We start from the raw sequence: 25,193 nt of genomic DNA on the forward strand, positions 1-25,193 counted from the left end.
TTTTTACGAGATTGCAAAAGGCTAGGGCATTAAATTTTAAAAGCTCTTTTGCGGCGCAGCGCGGCAAAAAGCGGCTTGCATTTTGGCGTCGTCACAGGCGGTGCCCGCCGCCCGTAATCTATAGAAGCGGCGCAAGGAGAGCGCGTTTAAATTTGGCGCCGAGTTGCGTTGCCATAGATAGAGTGCCTGCCGCGCGAGCTAAAGGTGGCGCAATGCTAGCTAGCGTTAAATTTAGCGCCGAATTGCGTCGCTGCAAAGATGCTAGCACGCCCGGTTTAGGAAACGATGCTGCCGCGGTGCGTTGGTCTTTAATAGGCTAAGCTGCGCTCAAAAGCGTCGCTAAATTATCAAATTTATGCACACGGCGTAAAGATACAGACTCCAAGCGGCGCTTTTGGGTACCGGTAGATTATTGAAGTAGGCCTAATGGATAGCAAAAGCGGGCTTGGCTCCGCGGCAGATCGCGAAGCGCGCCTTAAATTTAGCCTGCTTGCCGTGCTTATTTGGGTTTTTTGCGTTCATTTTGGCGGATTTTAATCGGCCCGTGTGCCGAATGCGCGCTCATGCACGATACCTGCGTGTTCAAAGAGCTGCGATCGGATAGTATAAACGCCGCAAAATTTTATCTCATACTTCGGTCTTTAAATTTAAAATTTAGCCCGCAGAATTTGATTGCGCCGAAATTTTGATGCGGATCGCGCTAAAGGCTTCAACATAAATCGTCGCGGCCGATAAAATTTAATTCGCGTCGTTTTGCCGCGATAAAATTCTATGAAATTTTTTGAATGGTGGCTGCAAAATTTCAAGCCGTTGCGCGCCTTGCGGCGATGCTAAAATTTTGACGCAATAGAATTTTGCAGCGGAATTTTACGCCGCGCAGCGTATCCGCTAGAGAGTGTTTGAGCGATAAAATTTTAGGCAGAGCTGCGGGCAAAATTCTAAATCCAAAGTAAAATTTTGCCCGTCAAACCTACTGCGCGACTACTTTATCGATCCAGTTAAAAAGCTCCTCAAGATCGTAATCGCCGCCGTGTCCTTGCCCCCAAGGCACCGCAAAATCGACGTTCTTGCCCGCATTTTGCAAGCTAAGCGCCAAAATCGCGGGGATCGCAAGCGCCGTATCGCGATCGCTCGCGCCGTGTCGGATGCGGTAAAATTTCGCGCCGTTTTCGTTGCGCACGAAGCTCATCGCATCCATCATCTCTACGAGCTGCGCATCCGCGATCAGCACCCCTTTGGCGGGGTCATTCATCGCGCCAAAATCCGTAAAATGCGCCGCGTTAAATTTGGCGCCGCCGAACAGCTCGTTTTCGGGATTTTCAAGCGCGAAGCCGTCGAATGCGGGCGGGGTCTTGGCGCGCGGCTCGGAGGTCGCGTAGCCCCAAAAGAGCATATGCGATTGCGATGCGTCGTCCTTGATCTTTGCAGCGAGGTATAGGGGCGCTTTCGCGCGCGGATTTTTCGCCGCAAAATTAGCAAACGAAGCCGATATGAGCCCGTTTATGTAATCTTTGAAGCTGCCATCGCCGTTTTTATCCAAGCTTAGCGCGCGGCCGCCTCCGTCCTTTAAGCTTAGCGAGTTCAGATAGGCGGGGAATTGCGCCTTTAGCTCGTCTGAAATTTTAATCTGCGCTGCGCTTAGTTTGCCGCTTAGCATCTTACGAGCGGGCTTTGCGGCGCTTTGATTTGCGTCTTTTTTGGAATTTGCTTTTAGATCTCCGCCGCTAGAATTTTCGCCGCGCTCGTTAAACCCCGTCGCATCAAGGCCGCTAAAATCCATCTTTTCATATTCGCTCTGCGCGCCGAACATCCACTCATACGCCGCGTCCGCGTGCTTTAGATTTGTGATCGGGCAGTATACGGACGCCGCGTAAATTTTATCGCTCGCCTTCGCAGCGCCCAGCTCTTGCAGATACGGTTCGTACGCAGCCTCGTCTCCGCTCGTGCCCAAAAGTGCCGAGAGCGCTCCGCCCGCGCTCGTGCCGTTTGAGATGATCTTGTTCGCGTCCCCCGGCATCACCGCGTCGTTAAATTTCAAATACCGCACGGCCGCCTTTAGATCGACGATCGCTGCGGGCGCCTTGCCGATATAATCGCCGGTTGCGCTCTTTAGCGTGCGTCCGCGCGCTGCGGGAGCGGCTACGACATAACCGCGCGAAAGCGCCGTAGCAATCGCGTTTGGTTTGCCGCTTGCGTCTATTTTGACCTCGCCCGCTTCGCCCGGCATGTAGCCGCCCACGCCGTTTGGTAAAAATATCGGCGCGCTCGCGGCGTCAAATTTGCCGCTCTTGCGCCCCTCAAAATACTGCTGCGGGATGAAGATATTCATACTCTGATAGTGCGCGCTTACGGGTCTAGCGACATAGATTATGTTTTTATAGGCGCGAAATTTTATCTTTTTGCCACCTACGATTACGCTTTCTTGCGTAAAATTTGCGGCGTTAAATTTCAGATCTATTTGCGCGCTCTGCGTCGCCGCAGCCTCGGCGTTTAGGCTTAGCGTGCCACAAAGTATCGCAGCGCCTAAAGCAATGGATTTTTTACTCATTGCCGCCTCCTTTCTATTTTGATATTGCCGCTTTTTAGCCATTCAAGCAGCTTAGTGACAAAGCTAATTTTAGCAAAACTCGGTGAATACTTAAATCCGCTGCGCGCCTAAATTTTGAAATTTAAACGCAAAGGCATCTGCAAGTTGAAAGGAATTTTAAACTCGAAGTGTTATTTTAGTGGGCATTTGCGGTCCGCCGCCGTAAATCCGGCTGCATTAAATTTCGCTCGTTAATTCATAAGCTTGAGCTGCGTTTCGAAGGCGGATTTGGGGTAGAGGCCGATGAGCTTTTTAACCGCTTTGCCGTTTTTATCGTAAATCACCGACGTAGGGGTGCCGAAAATGCCGCCTACGATGGTTTCAAAGTATTTCACCGAGCTCGCGCCACTGACGCTTGGGAATTTTATCCCCTTTTCGCGAGCGACCGCGGCATCTGCTTCTAGCCCCTTGCCGTCGCCCAAAACGCCGATGATCAGCGCATCGCCGCTAGCTTGTAGCTCGTTTAGCACCGGTACTTGGGCTTTGCACGCGCCGCAGCTGCTGGTGTAGAAAAACAGCACGAGCGGCTTGTCGTTGCCCTCGATCTTTAGCGTGCGCTCGGAGGGGTCGAATTTGGAGGCAAGCGAGGTACCGTCGCTGCTTAGATGGTGCTTCCATCCGTCGCAACCTGCGAGCAGCAGAGCAAGCACGGTGGCAGCAACTTTTAAATTTAAAAATTTTATCATCTAAAACCCGCCTTCGGGCGCGCTAAATCAGCTTTTAAATTTGCGTTTGAAATTTTAAAATTTACGGCGCGATCCTTGTCGGAATTTATATCGCGGTATGCGTTGAAATTTATGTCTCGATACGCGCTGAGGCGTATGTCGAGACCCGCATCGAAATCTGCGCCCGTAGCGTTTCGGTTTTTAAAATTTAGACTTTTAAAATTTCGGCTTTTTAAATTTTTACCCACTCCGCTTGGCGTCGCATCGGAGCTTGATCTTTCGAGGCAAACGGCTTCGGCGGGACGTGCGCAGCAAAGAGCCGCGCCTGCTAGCGCGAGCCTTAGGCGGATCCAAAAAGAGCGCGCGGCGCAGGCGGTGAAATTTTTAAATTTTAACGTAGCTTTATTTTTCATCATGCGAGCTAAATTTTACGCACCGTCATTTTGCGCGCCCGAATTTTTACCACCTTGATTTTCGCCGCTTAAATTTTCAGCGCTCCGATCTTCGCCACCTAAATTTTGCGAGGCGGGATTTTGTTCACTCGCAGCTTCGGCGCTAGAGTTTTGCGAAGCGCTTTTGTTTGGATTGCGATCTGAAATTTTATCTTGCGAGCCGAGATTGTGCTTCATCGTGCTTTGATCCAAAAGCTCTATTCGATCGAGCTTGCCGTGTCTTAGGCGTACCACTTTGTCGGCGAATTTACCGAGCTCTTCGTTGTGCGTGACCAAAAGCAGCGTCTTGCCCTCGCTGCGAAGCGTCTGAAAGAGCTGCAAAACCACGCGCTCGTTGGCCTCGTCGAGGTTGCCCGTAGGTTCGTCGGCGATGATGATGTCGGGATCATTGATGAGTGCGCGCGCGATGCAGACACGCTGCTGCTCGCCGCCGCTAAGCTCGCTAGGGCGGTGCGTGATGCGGTGTCCGAGCCCTACTTTCTCAAGTGCTGCCTTGGCGCTGTCCTCGTCCACGCAGCTGTGGTAGTATTGATTTAACATAACGTTTTCGACGGCCGTTAGATAGGGGATTAGGTGAAACTGCTGAAACACGAGACCGATCTTTTTGCGGCGAAATTCTAAAATTTGCTCGTCGTTTAGCGCGCTCGCGTCGGCTCCGCCTAGGATGTATCTGCCTGCGGTGGGGGTATCCATCAGGCTTAGGATATTTACGAGCGTGCTCTTGCCGCTGCCGCTTGGGCCCATTATGCTGACCCACTCGCCGCTTAAAACGTCGAAGCTGATATTATCGAGTGCCTTGACCTCGCCGAAGTATTTGCAGATGCCTTCAAATTTTAAAATTTCCATGTCATTCCCTTAATAGATTCGCTAAATTCGGATTCAGCGCCTTTTTGATCGGATAGTAGCTTGCCGCGAGCGCAAAAATCAGGCTCAGCGCGACCGCCGCAAAGAGGCTGATTAGCCTAAAATCCACGCTACTTGAAAATATCAGATGCCCCAGCAAGATCGCGAGCAGGTATCCCACGAATACCCCCACTAGCGAGCCTGCGACGCAGACGGTTAAAATTTCGCTCAGGATTAGGTGGAGCAAATTTTGCTTGCTCGCGCCGATTGCGCGGATGAGCGCGAACTCTTTGATGCGCGAAAGCAGGATCGAGCTAAGGCTCGTGTTGATGCAGACCGAGGTGATCAGAAGGATCGTAATGCCGATAAGAAGCATCAAAAGCTTGATTTTATTTAAGATGATGCCTTGGGTCTTGGATACCTTGCCGATCGGCGCGAAGCTCATCTGCGCATCGCTTAGGCTCTTTGAAATTTCGCTTAGCTGCTTAAAATCGCCGCTTACGATCGCTTCGGCGTAGTTTACCTGCGCAGGCTGATTTAAAATTTTTTGCGCCAGCGGCAGCGAGATTAGCAGCATGCCGTCCTCTTTCTGCCCGTCATAAACGATGCCTTTTATCTTTACCTTGCTCGTTTCGTTTGAGCCGATCGGCGTGATCTCGATACTATCGCCGAGCTTCGCGCCCAAAAGTTTGGCGAGATCCTGCCCGATGAGTGCGTTTTTATCGTCGAAATCTACGCCTATAAACGAGCCCTCTTTAAGATCCAAAAACGGCATAGTATCGCGCAGAGAGGAGAAATTTACCCCCATGATGATGCCTGAATTGACGCCCAAATTTGCGCTGCCGAAAAGATATTTATTCGCGCTTTTTAGCGCAGGAATTTTGGCAAATTTTGCATCAAGCGCCGCTTCGTCCATATGGGAATTTTCTAAATTCGCAGGGCTTACGATTAAATTTGCGCCGTAGCTGTTTAACTCGCTGGCAACCTTTTTATCGATGTCGGCATAAATATTTACGAACGCCGCGCAAACCGCGCTGCCTAGCATGATCGCGACGAAAATCACGAAGCTGCGGATGCCACTGTTGATGATACTTTTAAAGATCGCGCCTCTAAAAAACGCTCCGTTATTTCCTGCCATAAAGCACCTCCGCAGGCAGTAGTTTGATCACTCCGCGTAGCGGCAAAATCGAGCCGATGATACAGATGAGAAGTCCAAAGACGATACTAAGCGGAAAAACCATAAGCGAGACGCCGATAAAGGAGCCAAAAATTTGATACGCGATCGCCCAGCTAAGCGCGTAGCCCACGACTGCGCCCACGAGTGAGCTTGCTACGCAGATGACAAAAATTTCGGCGGCGAACTGGATATAGATCATAAAGTTGCTCGCTCCCAGCGCCTTAAGCAAGCCAATCTCCTTTTTGCGCTTGTAAATCTCGCTGCTTAGCAGGCTTGTGATGCAGATGCTTGAAATTAGCAGTGACAAGATGCTTACGACGCCCATTAAATTTTGAATTTTTTTCGTGATGCCACTTTGAGCTTCGCTGACGCTAAGCACCGCCTTAGCAGTTGCGTTTGGATACTCCTCGGTGATCTGATACGCAATGGAGCTTACGTAGGCTGAGCAATACCAGGTGTCGTATTCTGTGGCGTCTAGATTATCGAGGCTCCTTCTTGCCTTTACGGACAGATCGTCTTCGGGGATAGTCATGGCGCTAACTTCTGCCTTGGCGATTAGGCCCTCTTTGTGCGTTAGCTTTTGTACCAGAGATAAATTTGCGATCAGCTTTTTGGCTTCATCCTCCGCGCCGTGCAAAATCCCAACGACTTTAACCTCATAATCTCCAAGCTTAACCGTATCGCCGATCTTTAGCCCAAGCGCGTCTCCTGCAAGCACCTCATTCTCGGCGCCGTCTTTTACCCACTGCCCCTCTACACTCCAAAACGGATAGAGCGAGCGCACGCCAGATCTGAAATCAGGCTCATCGCTAACGCCCACGTCCTTTTCAAAGTAGGTCCCCACGACGTCGTAATCTCCCGCGCGGGTAGTTAAAAAGGGCGCAAAGGCGGTGATATTGTTGCGCCAAAAAATTTCTTTGATCTTATGCAGCTCGCTCTCTTTTAAGAAATCGTCATTCTTAAGCGGCGAGTATTCGCGCCCGCCGATCTCGATGCTTAGGCTTTGCGAGCGCGGTAGTACTACGATATTTGAGCCGTAGCTGCGTAGCTCCTTAGCGACCTGATCGCCGATTTTTAGCGTGATATTTAGCATGCAAGCGATCAGCGAGACCGATAAAAATATGGTCAAAAACGCTAGAATTTTGCTATCCCTGGAGTTTAAAATGGAGGATTTGATGATACGTAAAAACATTATTTAAGCTCCTTTAGCGTGCCGTTTTCATCTACATAGCGCTCGGGGTGTGCGGTAAAGGCGTTTGCATTCGCTTCGCTTTCAAAAAAGTAGGTGCGTCCGTAGTAAAGATAGCTAAATTTAGAGGTGTTTAAAATTTCTTTTCTACTGACCGGATCGATCACCTTTTTATCCACAATCTCCGAGAAATAGGACGCGCCGTCTTCAATCGTCTTAAGCGCGATGACGATATTTTGCCCCTCTAGCTTATAATCCAGCGGGATCGGATTGCAGCCGCCAAGCTTGCCGACGCTCGGCAAAAATATCCGCACGTTGCAAGCGATGCAGATGAGCTCGTCGCCTTTTTTGATGTAGCCCATATCGCCGCAGATCGAACACGCGTCAAAAACTGCGACCGGGGCAAATTTGTCCGTGAAGCGGTTTAGTAGAAAAAACCTAACCTTATGCCCGTCGTCGGTTACGTAGGCAAAGCGGTGCAGCTTGCCGTCCTTTACGATGTTTGCATCGATTATGAATTCCGCGCCTTGCGGCTCGATGATCTTAGGCTCATCGATCGTAGGCGGTTTTGAAGCGACCAAGATATAATAAAGCCCCAAAAAGCTGATTAAAACCCCAAGCGATAAGATCAGGCTAAAATCTCTAAAAATGGCGAATCTGCCCGCTTTAACCTCTCTAAATTTTATAATGTCCGCTTCGCGAGGCACTCGACTTGGCGCACGAAATGCCGTAAGCAGCGCAATTAGCGCGGCTATAAGACAAAGAGCTAGCGTCAGATAGGAGTTGTTGTAGTGGATGATTTTAGCGATGACGCTTAGAAACTCGGACGAGCCGATCGCGTTTGAAAGCCCTTCAAAACCCTTCGCAGCTAGTGCTTTGGGCGCGTCTGCCTGGCGCAGATCAAGACCTAAAAAGCCGATTTTAGCAATAAAGGCAAACGCCCACGCAAGAGCGAACGACGCCAGCTTTGCGCCTCTGCTCGCGCGCGCTAGAGCTGAGCGATAAATAAAATAGAATAAAATGAGCGCCAGTGCACCTAAAACAGCCATAAAGAGGTTGGTTAGGCTGAAGCTATCCAGCAGCTCGCCGGAGAAAATTTTAAAATTCATCCCTATGAAGCGGTATTCAAATCCATACGCGCAGCCAAGAGCAAAAATAACTGCAGCGGTAAGATAGAATCGCTTAAGCCTAAACGCAAACAGTAGCGCGAGCAGCGTTAAAAGTGCGAGCGCGTCAAATATAATCTTGCCTGTATCGGCGTTTGCCGAGCGCGCAAATGCGCTAAAGCACAGCGCCCCAAATACAACTCCTAAAAGCGCGGGCAAAAACGATGCGCTGATAAAGCGCCTGCTGCCCAGATACGCGCTTAAAAATGCAAGCGGAAAAAGAGCCAAGCTAACGTGATAAAAAAATATCGTCATTAAAAATCCTCATCGAGCCTAATGCGCGTAAATCGCCTATAATTGCTTAAATTTTAAAACCTACGCCATTTTGTAAATTTTAAAATTTCAAATCAGCCCGCAAAAAATTCGCAACGGCAAGAGCCGCCCGCAAAGAGAAATTCGCCTCGCTCTTGTTTTGGTTTTATCTCGCCCTTGCAGCGCGCTAAATTTTAAAATTCTAATTCTCTTGAAATTTTAAAATTTTGCCGCAGCTAAAAAGATTCGTAAGCTTAAACGCATTAAAGCAAAAACGATGCGCTTTGGCTGCGGCGTAGCGGCTAAATTTAAATGGGCTAAATTTGACCGCCTTAAATTTAAAGAGCGCGGTTAGAATCCAACACCCTTAAGCTCCGCCGAAACCGACTCGGCGGAGCTTGCTATAATTTACTCTTTAGGAGCGCCAGTGTATTGGAAGGTGTATTTAACCGAGAACGGCTCCCACCATTTGCCTACGCCTGTCGCTTTGTCCGCGTGGCGGCCGAATCCGTTGACGCTTGGATTTTCGATATTATAGGTTAGCTCGTAATTGCCCACGCCGTTTACCATTTTGATATTGGCGCCATAGTGAGGGCCGTCGCTAGCTACCATCGGCATGAAATTTCCCTTTTGAATCTTACCTGTGTCTAGGTTTTTAAGCACGTAAGCGATCTTTAGGTAAGGGATCCACTCGCCCTCACCAAATCCGTTTGCGTTGCCTTTGATAGCGTGGATGTCCGCCTCTAGGTGGATGTCCGCTTTGCTAGGAGCTAGATCGATGCCTTTAGGTTCCATATCGATAGGCTGAAGATAAACGGCCGCGATCTCCATTCCATTTTGCTCGATAGGCTCGCCGATCGGATGCTCTCCCGCCATTGCTATAACAGAGGCTAGGCTTAGTGCCAACATACCTGAAAAAATCTTTTTCATCTTTTCTCTCCTTATTAAGATTTGTTTTTTTGCTTATTTTTTAAGATCAAAATTCCTACGATTAGAAGCACGATCATCACCGCTTGCGGCACGAGGCTCTGCACGTAAGGATAAAATCCGATCCACGTAATCGTAGGAAGCCCGTCTATCACCGTAGGCACGAATACCTTGCCCTCGACTAGCTCCATCACGCCCTTACCCACAAATACGACGGACATATAAAAGATAATGACTGACGTAGCGATGAAAAATGGCTTGATAGCGATTTTAAGCGAGAATTTTTTGATGACGATATAAACTATGATAAGAGCCGCTAGACCCGCTACAAAGCCTGCTGCTACCATGCTAGTAGCTGCTGGACTTTTAGCATCGAAAAGTAGCGCCAGATAAAATAGCACCGTCTCTGCGCCCTCACGATAAACCGCCAAAAATACCGTCCACCAAAGCATCTTGCTATCGCCAGAGCTTAGGCTGCTTGAAATTTGACCTTGGATATAGGCGCTCCACTTTTTGGAGCTTGCATTTGAAAGAAGCCAAAAGCCCACATAAAATAGCAGAACTACGGCGATTAACATCACCGCGCCCTCCATCACTTCGCGCGTTTGTCCTGCATTTTCGCTACCGAAGATATAATTTAGCCCGTAAGCCGTAGCGATACTTAGCACAACCGCAACGCCAAGAGCGCTGTAAACGATATTTAGGTGCTTTGAATTGCCGGATTTTATAAGTAGAGCGATGACTGCGGCTACGATGATGAGCGCTTCAAATCCTTCGCGCAAGATGATGATAAACGCGTATAAAAATAGATCCCAGTTGCTTGATTTCTTCGTTAGCTCTAGGCTTTGGGTAAGCTGATCAAATAGCTTATTTTGCGCCGCTACAATCTGCTCTTTGGAAGCACCCGCGCGCATAAGAGCCGAAATTTTATTAAAGCTTGCTTCGGTGTCTAGCTTAAGCTGAGTATTTTTAGCACCGACGATATTTTCCATGCCGCTCTCTTCGTATTCGTCGAAGTAGATATTGCCGCTCTCGTCGATCGCGTCATCAACCTTGCCGCTCTCGTAAAGCTGCAAAACCTTAGCCATTTTGTCTTTGATATTTTGCACAATCGGCGTAAAATCCTTGCCCTCATCCTCGCTAGTATCACTTTGAGCTAACGCAGTCTGTGGCGCTATGGAGTAGCTTTCTTGCGGCAAATCATTTACGGCTTTTAATGCTAGATTATCTAGAGCGTTTATCGCTTCGTCAAATTTTGATTTGTCTGTATCCGCATCCTCGCGCAAGAGATTTCCGATAATTTGCTGGATTGATTGATCGGTCTGAGATGAGACATATTTTCGCACTGCCTCTTCTAGGCGTTCGTTGCGGTAGATATCAAATTTAGCGCGATTTAGCGCAGCCTTTAACGCAGTAGCGTCTTTTTTATCAAACGCAGCTTTAGCGTTATCCAGCTCAGTTTTAAATTCCGTATAGACGCTCATCCAAGGCGAAGTTGTACCGGATGCTGCGGAATTCCCACCTGAGGCTGGCGCAGAAGTGCTACCGTCGCCTCCATCTTGATATTCTGCCACTAGGCGGTGACCTGATTCTATCACTGGCAAGACCTCGTCGATCTCGCGGTTTAGATTATCTATCATCGCTTGGATCTCGCTTACCGGCTTTTCTGCTTTGATCGCCTTGCGGATATCGCCGAACTGCTTCTCCATATCGTAGGATTTTTTCTGTCCCAAATTTATGCGAATGCCGGCTTCTAGATTTTCAAAATGCCCAAAATACGCCTCTTGAGTTATCTTTCTAGCCTCAGAATTATTACCATCGACATAAAGCTTGATCGCTTGAGCAAATTTCTCTTTTATCGTCGCTGCTTCGGCGCGATAATCCGTATCCGCAAAAAGCATAGCAAGCGGAAAAATTAGAGCTAAAACCGCAAATTTAAAAAATTTCATCTGAACCTTCTTGAGTTAAATTCATACATTAAATTTCAAAATCGAGCGGCAATTATATGTAGAAAAATCTTAAAAAGTAATAAAAAAAGCGGTTATCATAAAGCACGAAAGCGGCTAAATTCTCAATTGCAAGAGCTTTTTGATAGATGGAATTTAATAGAATTTAGGATATGGCGGAATTTTAAACGGCAGTCGGATTTTGCTCCGACTGCTAAAATTTTAGTGAAGTTTCGACCAAATTTTGCTTTTCCAAAGACCTGCAAAAACAGAAAGGATCAAGAAATAGATCATAATATTTATGGTTGTAGCTTCACGCTGCGATTTTTTGCTGTCGCCTACGTCAGCCAGATACTCCACGACCTTGGCTTCAGCGTTTTCGTTCAAGCCTACGCGCGGCATCGAAGTGCCTGGAAGCTTCTTTTGCGTATCGTTGATAAACTCGTGTAGATAGTTGGCGCCCTTGGAACGGATCATCATCGAAAGATCAGGAGGCGTCGAGCCCATATACGCAGCCAAGCTAGCCTTGTCGCTGGATGCAAAGAGCTTATCGTATTTGACGTCGTGGCATCTTAGACAAGCATCCTCAAAAACCGCCTTACTTAAAAGGAATTTTTTCTGCGCTTCGTTTAGTTCGGTGCCTTGCTTGATACCGCTAGCAGCAGCCTCAGAGGCGATTAGTTTATCCTCGCTAGGAGCGAGCGACTTTAGATAGGCTACGATATCGGCGATCTCTTGATTTAGATCACCGCCCGCACCGAAAAATCCAGGCATCGGAAAAGGTTTTTCGTCGCCAAATTTCTGATCTAGCTTAAGAGCCATGATCGGATCTTTGATGAGTGCAGCTAAGAATTTATCGGTGTATAGATAGCCTGCGCTGCTAAGATCCGGCGGATTGACGCCGTATGCGGCACTAGCGCTTGCCGCGTCCATAGGAGCGGGGATGTTTGCACTTTTTACTCCATGACATGCGGTGCAGCCTGCATTTGTAAAGGTTTCAGCGCCGCGCACGGCATCGCCTTTGCTAAGATCGATTTTATTTATCTCGTCCCAAAAAAGCACCGTTTTGTCTTGTTGCTCTTTCGCGCTGGCAAGGGCTTTTTTAGAATTTTTTATCATCGTCTCATCCCCGCCCTTTTCTGCTGCGGCCAAAGCACTTTCTGCTGCGGCTACGTTATGCGCAGCTAAAGCCGTATCGCCTGCTGCAAAATCGTAATTTACCGGATCTGTGTGCGGGCTAAGCTTAGTATGAGCATAAGGCTCGATAAACCAGTATAAAATTCCCACACAAAAAAGCACTAAGATTAGGGTTCTTATCTCTTTCATGGCTAGACCCTCTTTCTTTCTGCGATTGTAATTAATGGAAGCACTACGACGAGCAATCCGATATAGATGATCGATAAGGCAAAGCCCCAGTATTTATTTTCGATACCGAGCTCCGCGCCGTCTGCAGGGAGCTTGCCGAAAAGGCTAAGCAGGATCATGTCGATTACTAAAATCCAAAACCAAATGAAAAACGCCTTGTTTTTGTGCGCGGGTGCTACTACGCTGCTGCGATCAAATAGCGGTATGAAAAACAGCGAAACTCCGGCGAATGCAAAGGCGATAAGCCCGATGTCGGCAGCCTTAAGCGGCCCTACATCAAAGTAAAATCCGCGCAGAATTTCATACTCCCAAAGGAAGTACCATTCCGGATAGATATGCGTCGGGGTTTTGAGGCTGTTTGCCGGCTCGAAATTTATCGGATCCATAGCGAAATCGAAATGAAAGCCCACCAGATAAAAGAAAAATATCATAAAGATACTGACGTAGAAAAAATCCTTCGCCAAAAAGCCCGGCCAAAACGGAATTACCTTGCTTTCGCTAGTTTTGCCCTGCAGATACTTCTCACCCTCGAGCTCAAAGTCAATCTCCTCGCCGTCTAGGTTATTTACATGCGGAAATCTAAGCGAATAAAAATGCACTGCCAGCACCGCAACCACCACGAGAGGCAGTAAGCAGACGTGAAGCATAAAAAATCGCGTCAGCGTTGGATCACTAACAGCATAATCGCCGCGAATCCATTCGACTATTGCATCGCCAACTACGGGAATTCCACCGAATAAATTCGTAATAACCATCGCCGCCCAGTAGCTCATCTGCCCCCATGGAAGCATATAGCCACTGAAAGCCTCCGCCGAAAAGATGATGAAAAGCAGCATTCCGCTTACCCAAATCATCTCTCGTCCTTGCTTATACGAGCGGTAATAAATAGCTACTAAAGTATGAATGTATAAGATCAAAAATACAACCGATGCCGATACCGCGTGGATATGACGCCATAGCCAGCCGTATTCGACCTCTTTCATAATCGTGAAATTTACGCTATCGAACGCGAGATTTACATCCGGTTTGTAATACATCACAAGCATTAGTCCACTAACAAACAAAACTATAAATAGCGTCATCAAAATAACGCCCATCGCCCAAAGGAAGCTGATATTTTTAGGAATCCAATACTCGCTTACCATAACCTTGAAAAATTTCGTTACGGCGAGCCTTTGGTCGAACCAATCCCAAACTCCCGTAGCTTTTCTTATATGTGCCATCTGCGCCTCCTATGCTTTCTGCTTTAGGGCTTGGTATTCGGGGCCCTCTTCGCCTAAAACGAGTTTCGTTCCGTCGATTTTAAATGGCGGTATATCCATAGGACGCGGCGGCGGACCGAACACGTTTATGCCGTTAGCATCGAAAATCCCGCCGTGACATGCACAGATGAATTGTTGCGTCGATGGCTTGTAGCTAGGAATACAGCCTAAATGCGTGCAAAGGCCGATGCAAAGCGTATATCTAGCATCCCCTACGACGACATCGCGGGCATCGTTTTTAGGCATATCGGCAGTCTTTTTAAGCACGAAAATCGGCTTTTTGCGCCACTGCGTTTGATAAAGCTCGCCCTCTTTGATCGGACTTAAATCTACTGTAGTGACGCCGGCGGCGCGCACGCTAGGAAGCGGATCCCACGATTTCTTCATCCCCACGAGTGCGAAAACGCCACCCACAGCGGCAACCGCGCCGAAAGTAAGCCCGATAAAGCCTCGTCTATCCTGTTTTAGATCAGACATCTTTATCCTTTCAAATTAAGAAATTGACAAGCGTCAATTTTAGCCAAATAAAGATTAAATCAATATGATTATAAGCAGAAATTTAGCTTAATCTTGCAAGCTAAATTATATTTTAAGATAATTTTAATGCCTGGCGAGGCGTTTTCGCAGTTTAAAATTTTATAAATTTTTCCAATTTTATTATATTCTATAACATGGCGCGAAATTTAAAATTTTAAAATTTTGTCACGCAAGAATTGCTGCAACAAAGGCATGCGAAATTTTAAAATTCGACGCCATAAATAAAATTTCATAAAGTGCGAGATTTTAAATTTAAAGCTACAGACGAAATAGAATTTATAAAATCAAATTTTAAAATTTCACCCCTCAGTCATGGCAGCGGCGGACCGGATTTTACACTAGCACGCTAGCTGAAATTTTAAAATTCTAGAATTCGTCGCACTTCCGTCGTATGAAAAAATTCCGCTAGAAGTAAAATTTAAAACATTAAAATCCCATAGCGGTGCAAATTCTAAATCATTAGAATTTTACGACATCTTAAAATTTCAAGTATCAAAAAATTCTGTCGCGATGCAAAATTTTAAAATTTAGCGCAATCGCGAGCCGTAAAATTCTATAAAATTCTGCGGGATTTCAAAGCCTAGCCAAAATTTAAAGATAAATTCCATAAATCCCTAAAGCCTCGGCAAACTGCGAAATCCGGGCGAAATTTCAAAATTATTATTCTGAAATTTGGGCCCCACCTATCTAAAGTCTAGCCGATTTGCCCGAGCGGAAATACGCCGCGATCGCAAGAGCTATCATCGAAACGACCATCGCGTATGCCCAGCCCGGCACCGGAATGCGCTCGCCGCTAGCGTATGAGTGCATGCCGCTTAGATAGAAATTTACACCAAAATAGGTCATTATGACGCTAAAATACGCAAACATCGAGGCTACGGCAAAGGCGAACTGATTGTTGAGCTTGCGCATAAACCTAAAATGCACGACCACCGCGTAGATAAAAATCGTAATGAGCGCCCAGGTCTCCTTCGGATCCCAGCCCCAGTAGCGCCCCCAGCTTTCGTTCGCCCAGACGCCGCCTAGGAAGTTGCCGACCGTCAGCAAACAAAGCCCTAGGATCATCGACATTTCGTTGATATGCGTGGCCTCTGCGATATTGCGCGCGATCTCGGGGTTTTTCCTGTCGAATAAAAACATCACGAGGGTGAAAATTCCAAGCAGCATGCAAAGGCCTAAAAATCCGTAGCTCGCGGTGATTACCGAGACGTGAATCGTAAGCCAGTGAGATTTTAGAACCGGCTGGAGATTGGTGATCTGCGGATCGATGTCGCTAAGATGCGCCACCATCAGCGTTATGCCCGCCATTATTGATGTTAGCGCCAGCGAAATAGCGGATTTGCGCGAGAAAAATATTCCGCTTAGCGACAGCGCCCACGCGATGTAGATGAGCGATTCATACGAGTTGCTCCACGGTGCGTGCCCTGAGACGTAGCCGCGTAGCGCAAGGCCCGCGGTATGCGCGATAAAAGCGACAATATTTACGACATAAACGAGCTTAAACGCGCCGCCTAAGCGAAGAGCGGGCTTCATCATTCGCAAAAAGATAAAGATCAGAAGCAAAAATCCCGATATAGTGTAGATCGGAAAGAGGCGAGAAAAAATTTTAGCCTTATTAAATAAAATTTCATATTTTATCGCGCTCTCGCTAGGCATTAAATTTGCGCCGTTTTGTGCCTGGTATTTTTTGACATAGCTTAGCATCTTTTCTGCGCCGCTCCAATCCCCGCTTTCTTGGGCATAGACCACGGACGAAACAAATATTCCCATCATCTTTTTAACTTCAGCAGATTCGTTTTGATCCAGCGCATCGCCTAGATATAGCGGCGAAAGCCACTCGTTATTTTTAGCGTTCTTAACCGGAATAATTCTAAAATAATCCCCCATAAACGCCGAGTAAAAGACGTTTACGCGCTCATTTACCTTGATGATCTCTTTATCGAGCACGCCGCGATTACCCAAAGGCTTGCGGTTGATCTCCTCGACCATTTTATCGAGCTTGTAGTAGCTCTCGCCTCCTTTAAATTCAAAAAAATCCATCATACTGGCGTGGCTTTGCTTCTCATCCATACCTAGAATTTTTTTAAGCTCCGGCTCGCTAACCTTGATGATTGGCGCACGCCTCCAGTAGCTTTGATTTAGCATAAACGAAAGCGCAGCGGCGTTATGGTTTAAAATTTCACCATTTGGTGCCTTATAGTCGTCGGCACGGTAAATTTTATTTAAAAGCTCCCTAGAAACTGTATCAAAAGGCTCCATTCGCCCATCAAATCCCTGAATTACGAGGCTTGCTAAATCCTCACTAAATTTAGGATCAAATTTCGGCACGGCTAGCTCGCCTCCCATAGTAGAAAAATTATGCGGTGGGACGGAGCCTTGCTCCGCTGCAGATTCTTGCGAAGCGGAGCTCTGCTTGGAATTTTCAACGGCGGAATTTTGCGCGGAATTTTGCGAAGCGGGATCTTGCACGCTAGCCGAGCTTTGCGGCGCTGAATTTTGCAAAATAGAATTTTGAGTAGTGGAGTTTTGTTCGGCATTTGCTGAGCTAGGATACAATGCGCTCAAGCTCAAAGCCAATGCGCCTACTAATGCCAATGCCGCGCCTTTAGTACCGCGTCGCGTTTTTTTGATGCGTTTTGATGCAGAGCTTTCTACTGGGCTCGCAGGCGTTGGATTGGATGCGGAATTTTTAGAATTTACATCTTTTTCTCTAGCAAGATGCGTATTTTCGCTGATTAAGCGCGAGAGCTTGAAAAAGCGCGAGCCTCGGTTGAAAAAGTTAAAAAACATCCCCACACAAAGCAAAAAATAGCCGATGTAAGTTGGAGCTTTGCCGGGGTCTTTATTGACCGAAAGCACGGTACCACGCTCATCCGTATCGTATGAGCTTTGGAAAAATCGGTATCCGCCGTAATCGAGCACGTGATTCATAAAAATATCATAATCAAAGCTCGTATTGCCGTCTTTTAGCGTGATTTCACTTTTATATCCAGAGGGCGAATTGGTGCCTGGATAGCGATCCATCACAAAGTCGCGAAGCGCGATTTTAAAAGGCAGATGAAGCATCTTTGGTGCCAAGGCTACGATGAAATTCTTATCTCCCACCTTGTAGCTAGCGCCATGCGAATCCCTAGGCACGTAGATTTCGCGACTCTGCCCCGCAAAGCTTAGCGTAGCTACTACGCCGGGCTCACCCGGTAAATTCGCATCGACCGGGACGAATTTCTCGACCGCGGAGCTAAGCAGACTAACGGGGGCGAAATTTATTTCGTCAAAGCTGTAAAGCAAGAGATTGCCTAGCGGATTATCCTCGTTTCTCTTAAGCGGTGCAGTGCTCATATCAGCCATTTTAGTCGCGTTTATATCAAGGCTTGAGTTTAGATAGAATTTGCCGTCTTTGGATTTTATATAGATGAAATTCTTACTTTTAGGCTCTGCATTAAAAGTAATACTAAGCTCGCCTATATCCATGCTTTCACCCGATTGCAAAGAGACATCTTGGCTGCCAACATTGTTTGAAAATAATAGTTCCACGCGCGCAGGAGCCTGTCCGGTCGGATCTTGCACCCATTTTAGCTCGCCGTGTTCTATTAGCTCTTTAAATTTTAAATTTGCGATCCTGCCCTCTACGTCTAGATTGAGATCGAAGTTCATCCGTCCTGCGCCGTTTAAAAATTTGCTCTCGTCAGCAGATATAAACTCGCCGTCACTGCCTAAAGTAAGAAGTTGAACGACCTCGTCTTTGGTCGTTACGATCGAGCTCTCGCCGCCCTCTCTTATATGGATATTGCCCTCAAAGCCGAAATATCTCGTCAAAATCGCTCCAACAAGCATAAACAAAAAGCTCGCGTGAAAGATTAGCGCAGGCAGAGTGCGAAGCTTAATCATGCGGTAGCGATAGATATTGTAGGTTAAATTTATTCCCAAAAGCACCATCAGCGCGCCAAACCATGCAGTAGAATAAACCATCGCCCAAGCTACTTCCGTGCCGTAAGCGGTCTCTATGAAAGTGGCGATCGCACAGGCTAGCGCCAAAATCAGTAGCATCACTGACGCGCACTCCATACTAAAAAATGTCTTCATTGATTTCCTTTAGATTTACGAGGGTTTTCAAAATCGCGAGATTTTAGCAAAAATTGCTTAATTTTTCATTTTACGACCTGCAAGCGCACGCCTACTAGCGTAGTGCGAATATGCGTTAAGATGCTTTGATAAAGCAGTAGAATTCTCGCCTTAGGCATTCGCGCAGGAATTTAACGGCGCGGATAAATTTTGTAAAATGCTGCAGAATTTGGTAAAATTCTATGTAAATTTCATGCGTCATCTCATCGCGTAATTTCTAATTTAAAATTCCGCTGCGATAAGATTTTATCTTTACGAAATTCCTTCTTATTATTTTTTGCCTTGGGTATATGCGAGCTCGCACACGTCGCCCACAGCTTGGCGGCATGGGATCGCCGAGATCGAGTTATTAGGCGAGCCATCGATCACTTTGTCTGAATAAACCAAATAGATTATCGAGCCCTGCACTGCGTCATAAAGCCTAACTACGTGGGTCTTTTTGAAGATCAACGAACTGCGTTTTTCAAAAATATCCTCTTTTTTCAGCTCCTCTTTAATGATGATTTTAGGCGCTGTCTGCACGCACGACACAGAGGCTTCGGAGCGGTCCTCCTCCACGCCGATGATCTCTTTGGCACCGCCTTTTTTGGCGTAAGAGACGTAGCAGGTCACGCCGTCGATCTTAGGATCTTTAACCGCGATAACTTCGATGCGATCGTCTTTGCCAAAAATTCTAAACGAAGTATTTACGCTACCTACGAGCTCGTAATCGCCCGCGCAAGCAAAAGCCGCTAAAATCGCTACTAGAATAAATTTTTTCATAACCATCCTTTGGAATTTTAGCGGCGATTTTATCATTTATAATATAAATATTAAGCAAGTTTTTATAAAATACCGCGATTTAAATTTAAAGGAATTTTATGATCGAAGATATCTTTAGAGAATACGATATTCGCGGCATCGTGGGTGAGGAGCTAAACGAGCGCAGCGTAAAAGCGATCGGCTTCGCGCTTGGCAAACATATCGCAAATCTAGGGCTTGAGCGCGTTAGCGTGGGATACGACGCCCGTCTTAGCGCGGATGAGCTTTTCGGCTATTTCGTAAGCGGGCTAAATTTTGCAGCTCTGCGGGTTTATAATATCGGCTTGCTACCGACGCCGGTGGGCTATTTTAGCGTATTTACGCATAAATTTGACGCAAACGTAATGATTACCGGCTCGCACAATCCCAAAAATTACAACGGCTTTAAGATCACGATCGGCACGGATAGCTTCTTTGGCTCGGATTTGAAACGCCTAGGTGCGCAGGTGCGGGAGCTGATGAGTTCAAATTTTAAAATTCCAACCGATATAAGCACTCAGAAGTACGACATCTTAAGCGAGTATCTAGCATATTTTGAGAAAGAATTTGCGGCTCTTAAGGGCTTTGCCGCGCCTTTTATCATTGACTGCGCAAACGGAGCTGCAGGCGTTACGACTACTAAAATCGTCGAAAGGCTAGAGCTAAACGCTAAAGTTTTATTTCCACAGCCAGACGGTAATTTCCCAAACCACCACCCAGACCCCAGCGAGGAGAAAAATTTAGCTGATCTTAAAGCTGCGATGAAGCAAGACGGCGTGAGCTTGGGTTTTGGTTTTGACGGAGATGCCGATAGGATCGCCGTGCTTACGCCGCGCCGCAATATCAAAGGCGACGAGCTAGCCTGCCTGCTTGCCTTAAATATGCACCATCCGCGCATCCTAGGCGAAGTCAAATGCTCGCAGGCGATGTACGATACCATCGATAAGATCGGCAAAAGCTTCATGGGCAAGACCGGCCACAGCAATATCAAGAAGGCGATGAAGGAGCTCGGTATCGATCTTGCCGCGGAGGTTAGCGGGCATATTTATTTTAAGGAGCGATATTTCGGCTTTGATGACGGCGTATATGCGATGATGCGCGTGCTTGAGCTCGTAGCTAAAGGATATGATTTAGACGCCGAGCTAGACAAGCTGCCGCGGGTTTTTAGCACCGATGAGATTAAATTTAATACGAGCGAGGAGGCAAAATTTAAGATCATCGAGGCTCTTAAAGCTCAAATCCACGCAGGTATCGCGGAGCTACCGCCCATCCGCGATATTATCGAGATCGACGGCATCAGAGTGCGGTTTGATGACGGCTGGGCGCTCGTACGGGCAAGCAACACCACGCCCGTGATCGTAACCCGCTTCGAGGCTCGCAGCCCCGAGTTTCGCGACGAGATGCAGCGCGTATTTTTAGGTAAACTAGAAAATTTAAAGGACCAGAGATGAACGAATCTGAAAAGCAAGAGGTTGAGAAAAATATAAAAGAGCTTTTAGCTGCGAGAGCGGAATTTTTTAAATTCTTAGATGAGCGCGTGCCAAAAATCGCGGATACCGATGTATTTGATTTCGAGCGCGCAGGCGAGGCTAGCTTGAAAGAAGTTTATGCGAAATTCTACGGATACGACTACGCTGCGCGCAAGCTGCTGCCATACTTATACCGCACTTATGGGCTAGACTTCGATGTCTGAGATCATCTTAGATCGCGACGCTTATGCGCACAATCTAGCGCAAATCGCCGCCAAAGTAGGTGGAGCGGAGCGAGTATTTTTGGTAGCCAAGGATAATTCATACGGCCATGGCTGCAGACTTTGCTGCGAAGAAGCGGCAAAGCTAGGCTTCGTACGCGCCGTAACGCGAAGTACTGCGGAAGCTGCGCAGATTGCGGATTTATTTGATGAAATTTTAGTGCTTTCGCACATTCCGCGCGGGGATGAGGACGAGCGGTTTTGCTACGCGGTAAATGATCTGAGCTACTTCGCGCGTCTTAAACGAGGGCTTAAAATTTATATCGCTGCAGATACCGCGATGCACAGAAACGGCATCGCTGCGAGCGAGTTAGATGAGGCGCTTAGGCTATGCAAGGCGGGCGGATTTAAGCTTCGTGGCTTTTTCACACACTTTCGCGCAAGCGACGAGCTAAGCGGCGATTTTTTCGCACAAAGGCAAAATTTCATAGAATTTAAGCGTATCGCGGGACAAAAAGCCGCCGCCGCGGGCTTTAGAAATTTAAAATTTCATTCGAGCAACTCCGCAGCTATCGAGCGAAGTGCGGGCTTTGAGGACGAATACGTGCGCGTGGGTATGGCGCAATTTGGATATCCGCAATTTGACGAGAGCCTAAATTTACACCCCGTGCTAAAGCTCTATGCCGATCTGATCAGCTCGCGCGTGCTAAAAAAGGGTCAGCGCGTCGGCTACGGCGCGAAATTTGAAGCGCCGCGCGATATGAAGATCGGCACCTATGATCTGGGCTATGCCGACGGGCTATTTCGCTACGACGGCGAGGACGAGCTGGCGCTTGCAAGCGGGCAAAAAATGCTCGGAAAAATGTCGATGGATAGTTTCTGCGCAGAATTCGGCGGCGAGCGCATCTGCGTGCTGGACGACGCACGAGCCTGGGCAAAACACTTTGGCACGATCGAATATGAAATTTTAGTCAAATTAAATTCCAACATCCCAAGGAGATTTCAATGAAAGAGCTGCAAGGAGAAAATAACGAGCGTATAGGTTACGACGATAAAGGCTTATCCGCGCGAGGCGAGAGCTTTGGCGGAGGAGAGTATCCGCGCCAAAAAGGAGGGCTTCATATCTTAATCAAAGCTCTAATCGTCTTAGTGATTGCAGCGATTGCGTTTGCGATATTTGCAGTACCCGTTTACAACAAGCTCGTAAGCAAAGATGAAGAAGTTAAGGCCGCGTGGAGCCAGGTACAAAACCAATATCAGCGTCGCGCCGATTTGATTCCAAATTTCGTAGAAACCGTCAAGGGCTACGCAAGCCATGAAAAAGATACCTTAGAAGGCGTCATAAATGCCCGCGCTAAGGCAACCGCTGTCAATATCAATGCAGAAAGTTTAGCGCAAGATCCAGAGGCGTTTGCGAAATTTAACGGCGCCCAAGGTGAGCTTAGCTCAGCCCTATCACGCTTGATGCTGGTAGTCGAGCGTTATCCGGATCTTAAGGCAAATCAGAATTTCGCCGACCTGCAAAATCAGCTCGAAGGCACGGAAAACCGTATCGCCGTAGCGCGCAAGGATTACATCGCCTCGGTGCAGGAATACAACAAGCTAATTAGAACCTTTCCTACAAACATTATCGCGCGCATCGTAGGACTAGGCGGCGCCAAACCTAGCTTTAGCGCTGATAGCTCAAGCCAAAAAGCCCCTAGCGTCTCGTTTAAATAACGCTAAAGGCGGCAAATGCTAAGCGAGCAGTGCAAGCAAAAAATCCACGAGCTAATCACGAAAGCCGAAGCCGCAAGCGGTGCGCAGATCGTCTGCGTGGTCGCGCGCGAAGCAAGCGAGGACTGCGAAGCTGGCTATAGCGCGGCGGCAGTGACGGCGTTTGCGATCGGCATCGTTCTGTGCTTCGTGCCGCAAATAAGCAAAGCTGAGCTACTGCAGATCGTAGCGCTCAGCTTCATAGCGATTAAAGCTCTGCTAGCTAAATGCCCCGCGCTTTTAACTCTAATCACGTCTAAATCCCGCAGAGTTCGGCTCTCGGGCGAGTTTGCGATGCTAAAATTTTACGAGCGCTACGGCAGCGTAAAAGAAGCGATAATGTTTTGTGTCTGCGTCCGCGAGCGCTGCACTCATATCATCTGCGGCGCGCGAGCGGCGGAGTTTATCTCTAAGGGCGAGTTTGAACGTATCACGACGGAATTTAACCCTAGCACGCAAGGCCTTGAGCCTGCTGTTTTAAAGGCGATGGACACGCTGTGCGAGCTAGCCATGCGAGTGCCTAAAGATAGCGAAAATAACGAGATAGAAGAGACCTTGGTGGAGCTGCGATGAGAGTGGCTTGTAGATTTGCTTTTTCCCTAATGGCGCTATTTGTAATAAGCGTCGCCGCACCTAGCGAGTATCTAGCCCATCCAAACGGCACCGCTGTAATCGATGAGGCTGGTATTTTACGCCCAGCCGCGAGAGAGAGTCTGAATGAAATTTTAATGACTTTCGATAAAAATTCCACAAACCAGATCATGTTCATAAGCCTAAAATCGCTCGGCGGCTACTCTATCGAGGAAATCGGCTTAGAGCAGGCGCGCGCTCTTGGTATCGGGCAAAAAGGGCGCGACAATGGCGTACTGCTGCTTGTTGCTCCGCACGAGCATAAAGTGCGTATCGAGGTCGGATACGGGCTAGAGGGCGTGCTAACCGATATGCGCGCCAAACGCATCATCAGCAATAAAATTCTGCCCTATTTTAGGCAGGGAGATTACGAAAGTGGCGTCATTAGCGGGATTTCAGCGATCATTAGCACGATCGAAGGCGGCGATATAAAATTTGACCCGTTTAACGCCAACGCGCAGCAGGATCCGAGCAACAAGGACTTTGCGATCTTCATGGTGCTTTTTGCGGTCTTGCTTTTTGCGATACTAAGCCGCCGCGTGACGCGCCACAGTAGAAGCGATGAGGATATAATCTCAAGTGCAGACATCATAAACGAAATCGCGCGCTCACCGCGCATGAGAGGCAGCCCATCTGGGGATTTTGGCGGATTTAAAGGAAGTGGCGGTTTTAGTGGAGGTGGTTTCAGTGGGGGCGGCGGAAGCTTCGGCGGAGGCGGTGCTAGCGGAAGCTGGTAGCCACAGAAATTTTATCAAAATTCCAAATCGTAGAATTTTGTATAAATTTTAAAATTTTAGAATTTCTAAATTCGGCTACTTGCGTAGAAAAACAGCACGAGCGGCTTGTCGTTGCCTCAATCTTTAGCGTGCGCTCGGAGAGGTCAAACTTGGAGGCGAGCGAGGTGCCGTCGCTGCTTAGATGGTGCTTCCATCCGTCGCAGCCTGAGAGTAGCAGCGCGAACACGGCGGCAGCAACTTTTAAATTTAAAAATTTCATAATCTAAAATCCGTCCTTAAATCTGCTTTTAAAACTGCCAAATTCGCTTTTAAATTTGCGTTTGAAATTTTAAAATTTACGGCGCGATACCTGTCAGAATTTATGTCTCGATCCACTCCGAGGCGTATGTCGTAATAATCCATGCTTGGGTTCATGCCGTGACCTTTAACGAGATTTATGCATAATCCGCGCTAGAATTTATATCGTGGCATATATTTAAATTTAAGTCTCGATCTGCGTTAAAGTTTATGCTTTGGCATGTGCTGCAACAATATGCTTAAGACGTATGTTGCGATCCGTGTCGTAATCCGCGCTAAAGTCTATGTAACGACTTGCCTCGCAATTTGTACTCGTAGCGTTTCGGTTTTTAAAATTTAGGCTTTTTAAATTTTTACCCACTCCGCTCGGTTTTGCATCGGCGCTTGATCTTTTGAGGCAAGCAGCTTCGGTGGGACGTGCGCAGCAAAGAGTCTCACCTGATTGCGCGAGCTTTGTGCGGATCCAAAAAAAGCGCGGGCGGGCGGTGAAATTTTTAAATTTTAACGTAGCTTTATTTTTCATCATGCGAGTTAAATTTTATACATCGGAATTCTGCGCGTCCGAATTTTTAGTATCGGAATTTTTGCCGTTAGAATTTTCGCCGATTAAATTTATTCTTTGGAGAATTTTAAATCCGAATTACGCGCCCTATTATTTCATCACGTAATCACGGGTTATTTACGTAAAATTTCACCTATTAAAAATTTGGACGAAAATTCCACCTGCGAAATCTTGATAAAATTTTGCCATTAAATTACGAAACGAAATTCTACCTCGCAATTCCGCCGCTATTTCTTGGCGATTTTATAGTAG

Annotated in this window: 21 protein-coding genes and 1 pseudogene; 6 read left to right on the plus strand and 16 right to left on the minus strand. The window is 47.3% G+C overall.

The genetic code is table 11. The features are described 5' to 3' along the window. Positions 1-970: 970 nt before the first annotated feature. The 14 genes and pseudogenes from Q0144_RS05580 to Q0144_RS05645 all read right to left on the minus strand — a co-directional run bounded on the left by Q0144_RS05580 (position 971) and on the right by Q0144_RS05645 (position 19,252). The gene (locus Q0144_RS05580; protein WP_298062466.1) at positions 971-2,548 is read right to left on the minus strand and encodes a subtype B tannase; all 1,578 of its coding nucleotides are present in this window, start codon (positions 2,546-2,548) and stop codon (positions 971-973) included. A 230-nt stretch (positions 2,549-2,778) separates the two neighbouring features. After that, on the minus strand, positions 2,779-3,273 hold the full coding sequence (locus tag Q0144_RS05585; protein ID WP_298062468.1) for a TlpA disulfide reductase family protein: 495 nt from the start codon (positions 3,271-3,273) through the stop codon (positions 2,779-2,781). After that, a complete protein-coding gene (locus Q0144_RS05590; protein ID WP_298062470.1) occupies positions 3,270-3,665 on the minus strand; it encodes a hypothetical protein in 396 nt (131 codons plus the stop codon). Before Q0144_RS05590 ends, Q0144_RS05585 begins: the two co-directional genes overlap by 4 nt. A 246-nt stretch (positions 3,666-3,911) precedes the next feature. Further along, a pseudogene (locus Q0144_RS05595) lies at positions 3,912-4,550 on the minus strand (ABC transporter ATP-binding protein); the annotation flags it as partial. Between the two features lies 1 nt (position 4,551). Next, positions 4,552-5,685, minus strand: coding sequence for an FtsX-like permease family protein (locus Q0144_RS05600; protein WP_298062472.1), 1,134 nt, complete (start codon positions 5,683-5,685; stop codon positions 4,552-4,554). After that, on the minus strand, positions 5,672-6,916 hold the full coding sequence (locus Q0144_RS05605; RefSeq protein WP_297901292.1) for an ABC transporter permease: 1,245 nt from the start codon (positions 6,914-6,916) through the stop codon (positions 5,672-5,674). Before Q0144_RS05605 ends, Q0144_RS05600 begins: the two co-directional genes overlap by 14 nt. After that, positions 6,916-8,334 carry a Fe-S-containing protein gene (locus tag Q0144_RS05610; RefSeq protein ID WP_298062474.1) on the minus strand — a complete coding sequence of 473 codons (1,419 nt, stop codon included), beginning with the start codon at positions 8,332-8,334 and terminating at the stop codon, positions 6,916-6,918. Before Q0144_RS05610 ends, Q0144_RS05605 begins: the two co-directional genes overlap by 1 nt. Positions 8,335-8,739: 405 nt before the next feature. Next, on the minus strand, positions 8,740-9,261 hold the full coding sequence (locus Q0144_RS05615) for an iron transporter (protein ID WP_298062475.1): 522 nt from the start codon (positions 9,259-9,261) through the stop codon (positions 8,740-8,742). A gap of 14 nt (positions 9,262-9,275) precedes the next feature. Then, positions 9,276-11,207, minus strand: a complete 1,932-nt coding sequence (locus Q0144_RS05620; RefSeq protein ID WP_298062478.1) for an FTR1 family protein — start codon at positions 11,205-11,207, stop codon at positions 9,276-9,278. 219 nt (positions 11,208-11,426) lie between these two features. Then, positions 11,427-12,530: a c-type cytochrome gene (locus Q0144_RS05625; protein WP_298062479.1), complete on the minus strand. Its 1,104-nt coding sequence runs from the start codon at positions 12,528-12,530 to the stop codon at positions 11,427-11,429. 2 nt (positions 12,531-12,532) lie between these two features. Beyond that, positions 12,533-13,792 carry a cytochrome bc complex cytochrome b subunit gene (locus tag Q0144_RS05630; protein WP_298042046.1) on the minus strand — a complete coding sequence of 420 codons (1,260 nt, stop codon included), beginning with the start codon at positions 13,790-13,792 and terminating at the stop codon, positions 12,533-12,535. Positions 13,793-13,801: 9 nt separating this feature from the next. Beyond that, positions 13,802-14,308, minus strand: a complete 507-nt coding sequence (gene petA / locus Q0144_RS05635) for a ubiquinol-cytochrome c reductase iron-sulfur subunit (protein ID WP_295152976.1) — start codon at positions 14,306-14,308, stop codon at positions 13,802-13,804. 747 nt (positions 14,309-15,055) lie between these two features. Next, a complete protein-coding gene (gene ccsA / locus Q0144_RS05640) occupies positions 15,056-18,451 on the minus strand; it encodes a cytochrome c biogenesis protein CcsA (protein WP_298062480.1) in 3,396 nt (1,131 codons plus the stop codon). A 309-nt stretch (positions 18,452-18,760) separates the two neighbouring features. After that, positions 18,761-19,252 carry a CreA family protein gene (locus Q0144_RS05645; RefSeq protein ID WP_298062481.1) on the minus strand — a complete coding sequence of 164 codons (492 nt, stop codon included), beginning with the start codon at positions 19,250-19,252 and terminating at the stop codon, positions 18,761-18,763. Between the two features lie 98 nt (positions 19,253-19,350). Between Q0144_RS05645 and Q0144_RS05650 the strand changes: the two genes are divergently transcribed. From Q0144_RS05650 to Q0144_RS05675, 6 genes are read left to right on the plus strand one after another with little or no spacing between them, the layout of a single operon-like run. After that, positions 19,351-20,721 (plus strand): phosphomannomutase/phosphoglucomutase, encoded by a 1,371-nt coding sequence (locus tag Q0144_RS05650; protein WP_298062483.1) that lies wholly within the window; start codon positions 19,351-19,353, stop codon positions 20,719-20,721. Then, positions 20,718-20,963 (plus strand): CmeU family protein, encoded by a 246-nt coding sequence (gene cmeU, locus Q0144_RS05655; protein ID WP_291939517.1) that lies wholly within the window; start codon positions 20,718-20,720, stop codon positions 20,961-20,963. The genes Q0144_RS05650 and cmeU overlap by 4 nt, the downstream gene beginning before the upstream one ends. Then, positions 20,956-21,969 carry an alanine racemase gene (locus Q0144_RS05660; protein WP_298062484.1) on the plus strand — a complete coding sequence of 338 codons (1,014 nt, stop codon included), beginning with the start codon at positions 20,956-20,958 and terminating at the stop codon, positions 21,967-21,969. The genes cmeU and Q0144_RS05660 overlap by 8 nt, the downstream gene beginning before the upstream one ends. After that, positions 21,966-22,679 carry a LemA family protein gene (locus tag Q0144_RS05665; RefSeq protein ID WP_297945944.1) on the plus strand — a complete coding sequence of 238 codons (714 nt, stop codon included), beginning with the start codon at positions 21,966-21,968 and terminating at the stop codon, positions 22,677-22,679. The genes Q0144_RS05660 and Q0144_RS05665 overlap by 4 nt, the downstream gene beginning before the upstream one ends. 15 nt (positions 22,680-22,694) lie before the next feature. Continuing rightward, entirely contained in the window at positions 22,695-23,288 is a 594-nt protein-coding gene (locus Q0144_RS05670; protein WP_298062485.1) for a hypothetical protein, read from the plus strand. Continuing rightward, complete coding sequence (locus tag Q0144_RS05675; protein WP_298062487.1) at positions 23,285-24,082, plus strand: TPM domain-containing protein; 798 nt, start codon at positions 23,285-23,287, stop codon at positions 24,080-24,082. Before Q0144_RS05670 ends, Q0144_RS05675 begins: the two co-directional genes overlap by 4 nt. On the opposite strand, the gene Q0144_RS05680 is transcribed toward Q0144_RS05675, so the two are convergent. Together Q0144_RS05680 and Q0144_RS05685 are read right to left on the minus strand one after the other, a co-directional pair. Then, positions 24,066-24,341 (minus strand): hypothetical protein, encoded by a 276-nt coding sequence (locus Q0144_RS05680; RefSeq protein WP_298062489.1) that lies wholly within the window; start codon positions 24,339-24,341, stop codon positions 24,066-24,068. The genes Q0144_RS05675 and Q0144_RS05680 overlap by 17 nt on opposite strands. Further along, positions 24,338-24,496, minus strand: a complete 159-nt coding sequence (locus Q0144_RS05685; RefSeq protein WP_298062491.1) for a hypothetical protein — start codon at positions 24,494-24,496, stop codon at positions 24,338-24,340. Before Q0144_RS05685 ends, Q0144_RS05680 begins: the two co-directional genes overlap by 4 nt. Positions 24,497-25,193 lie beyond the last annotated feature (697 nt).

Source organism: uncultured Campylobacter sp. (assembly GCF_938045345.1).
In the GTDB taxonomy this organism is placed as follows: Bacteria; Campylobacterota; Campylobacteria; order Campylobacterales; family Campylobacteraceae; genus Campylobacter_B.

Coding starts and splice junctions, on each gene's coding strand:
- Q0144_RS05685 (WP_298062491.1), bottom strand. CDS start 24,496: ATGAACCCAAGCATGGATTATTACGACATACGCCTCGGAGTGGATCGA.
- Q0144_RS05665 (WP_297945944.1), top strand. CDS start 21,966: ATGAAAGAGCTGCAAGGAGAAAATAACGAGCGTATAGGTTACGACGAT.
- Q0144_RS05585 (WP_298062468.1), bottom strand. CDS start 3,273: ATGATAAAATTTTTAAATTTAAAAGTTGCTGCCACCGTGCTTGCTCTG.
- Q0144_RS05610 (WP_298062474.1), bottom strand. CDS start 8,334: ATGACGATATTTTTTTATCACGTTAGCTTGGCTCTTTTTCCGCTTGCA.
- Q0144_RS05615 (WP_298062475.1), bottom strand. CDS start 9,261: ATGAAAAAGATTTTTTCAGGTATGTTGGCACTAAGCCTAGCCTCTGTT.
- Q0144_RS05680 (WP_298062489.1), bottom strand. CDS start 24,341: ATGAAATTTTTAAATTTAAAAGTTGCTGCCGCCGTGTTCGCGCTGCTA.
- cmeU (WP_291939517.1), top strand. CDS start 20,718: ATGAACGAATCTGAAAAGCAAGAGGTTGAGAAAAATATAAAAGAGCTT.
- Q0144_RS05590 (WP_298062470.1), bottom strand. CDS start 3,665: ATGAAAAATAAAGCTACGTTAAAATTTAAAAATTTCACCGCCTGCGCC.
- Q0144_RS05675 (WP_298062487.1), top strand. CDS start 23,285: ATGAGAGTGGCTTGTAGATTTGCTTTTTCCCTAATGGCGCTATTTGTA.
- Q0144_RS05620 (WP_298062478.1), bottom strand. CDS start 11,207: ATGAAATTTTTTAAATTTGCGGTTTTAGCTCTAATTTTTCCGCTTGCT.
- Q0144_RS05660 (WP_298062484.1), top strand. CDS start 20,956: ATGTCTGAGATCATCTTAGATCGCGACGCTTATGCGCACAATCTAGCG.
- Q0144_RS05600 (WP_298062472.1), bottom strand. CDS start 5,685: ATGGCAGGAAATAACGGAGCGTTTTTTAGAGGCGCGATCTTTAAAAGT.
- Q0144_RS05580 (WP_298062466.1), bottom strand. CDS start 2,548: ATGAGTAAAAAATCCATTGCTTTAGGCGCTGCGATACTTTGTGGCACG.
- Q0144_RS05630 (WP_298042046.1), bottom strand. CDS start 13,792: ATGGCACATATAAGAAAAGCTACGGGAGTTTGGGATTGGTTCGACCAA.
- Q0144_RS05605 (WP_297901292.1), bottom strand. CDS start 6,916: ATGTTTTTACGTATCATCAAATCCTCCATTTTAAACTCCAGGGATAGC.
- petA (WP_295152976.1), bottom strand. CDS start 14,308: ATGTCTGATCTAAAACAGGATAGACGAGGCTTTATCGGGCTTACTTTC.
- Q0144_RS05625 (WP_298062479.1), bottom strand. CDS start 12,530: ATGAAAGAGATAAGAACCCTAATCTTAGTGCTTTTTTGTGTGGGAATT.
- Q0144_RS05645 (WP_298062481.1), bottom strand. CDS start 19,252: ATGAAAAAATTTATTCTAGTAGCGATTTTAGCGGCTTTTGCTTGCGCG.
- ccsA (WP_298062480.1), bottom strand. CDS start 18,451: ATGAAGACATTTTTTAGTATGGAGTGCGCGTCAGTGATGCTACTGATT.
- Q0144_RS05650 (WP_298062483.1), top strand. CDS start 19,351: ATGATCGAAGATATCTTTAGAGAATACGATATTCGCGGCATCGTGGGT.
- Q0144_RS05670 (WP_298062485.1), top strand. CDS start 22,695: ATGCTAAGCGAGCAGTGCAAGCAAAAAATCCACGAGCTAATCACGAAA.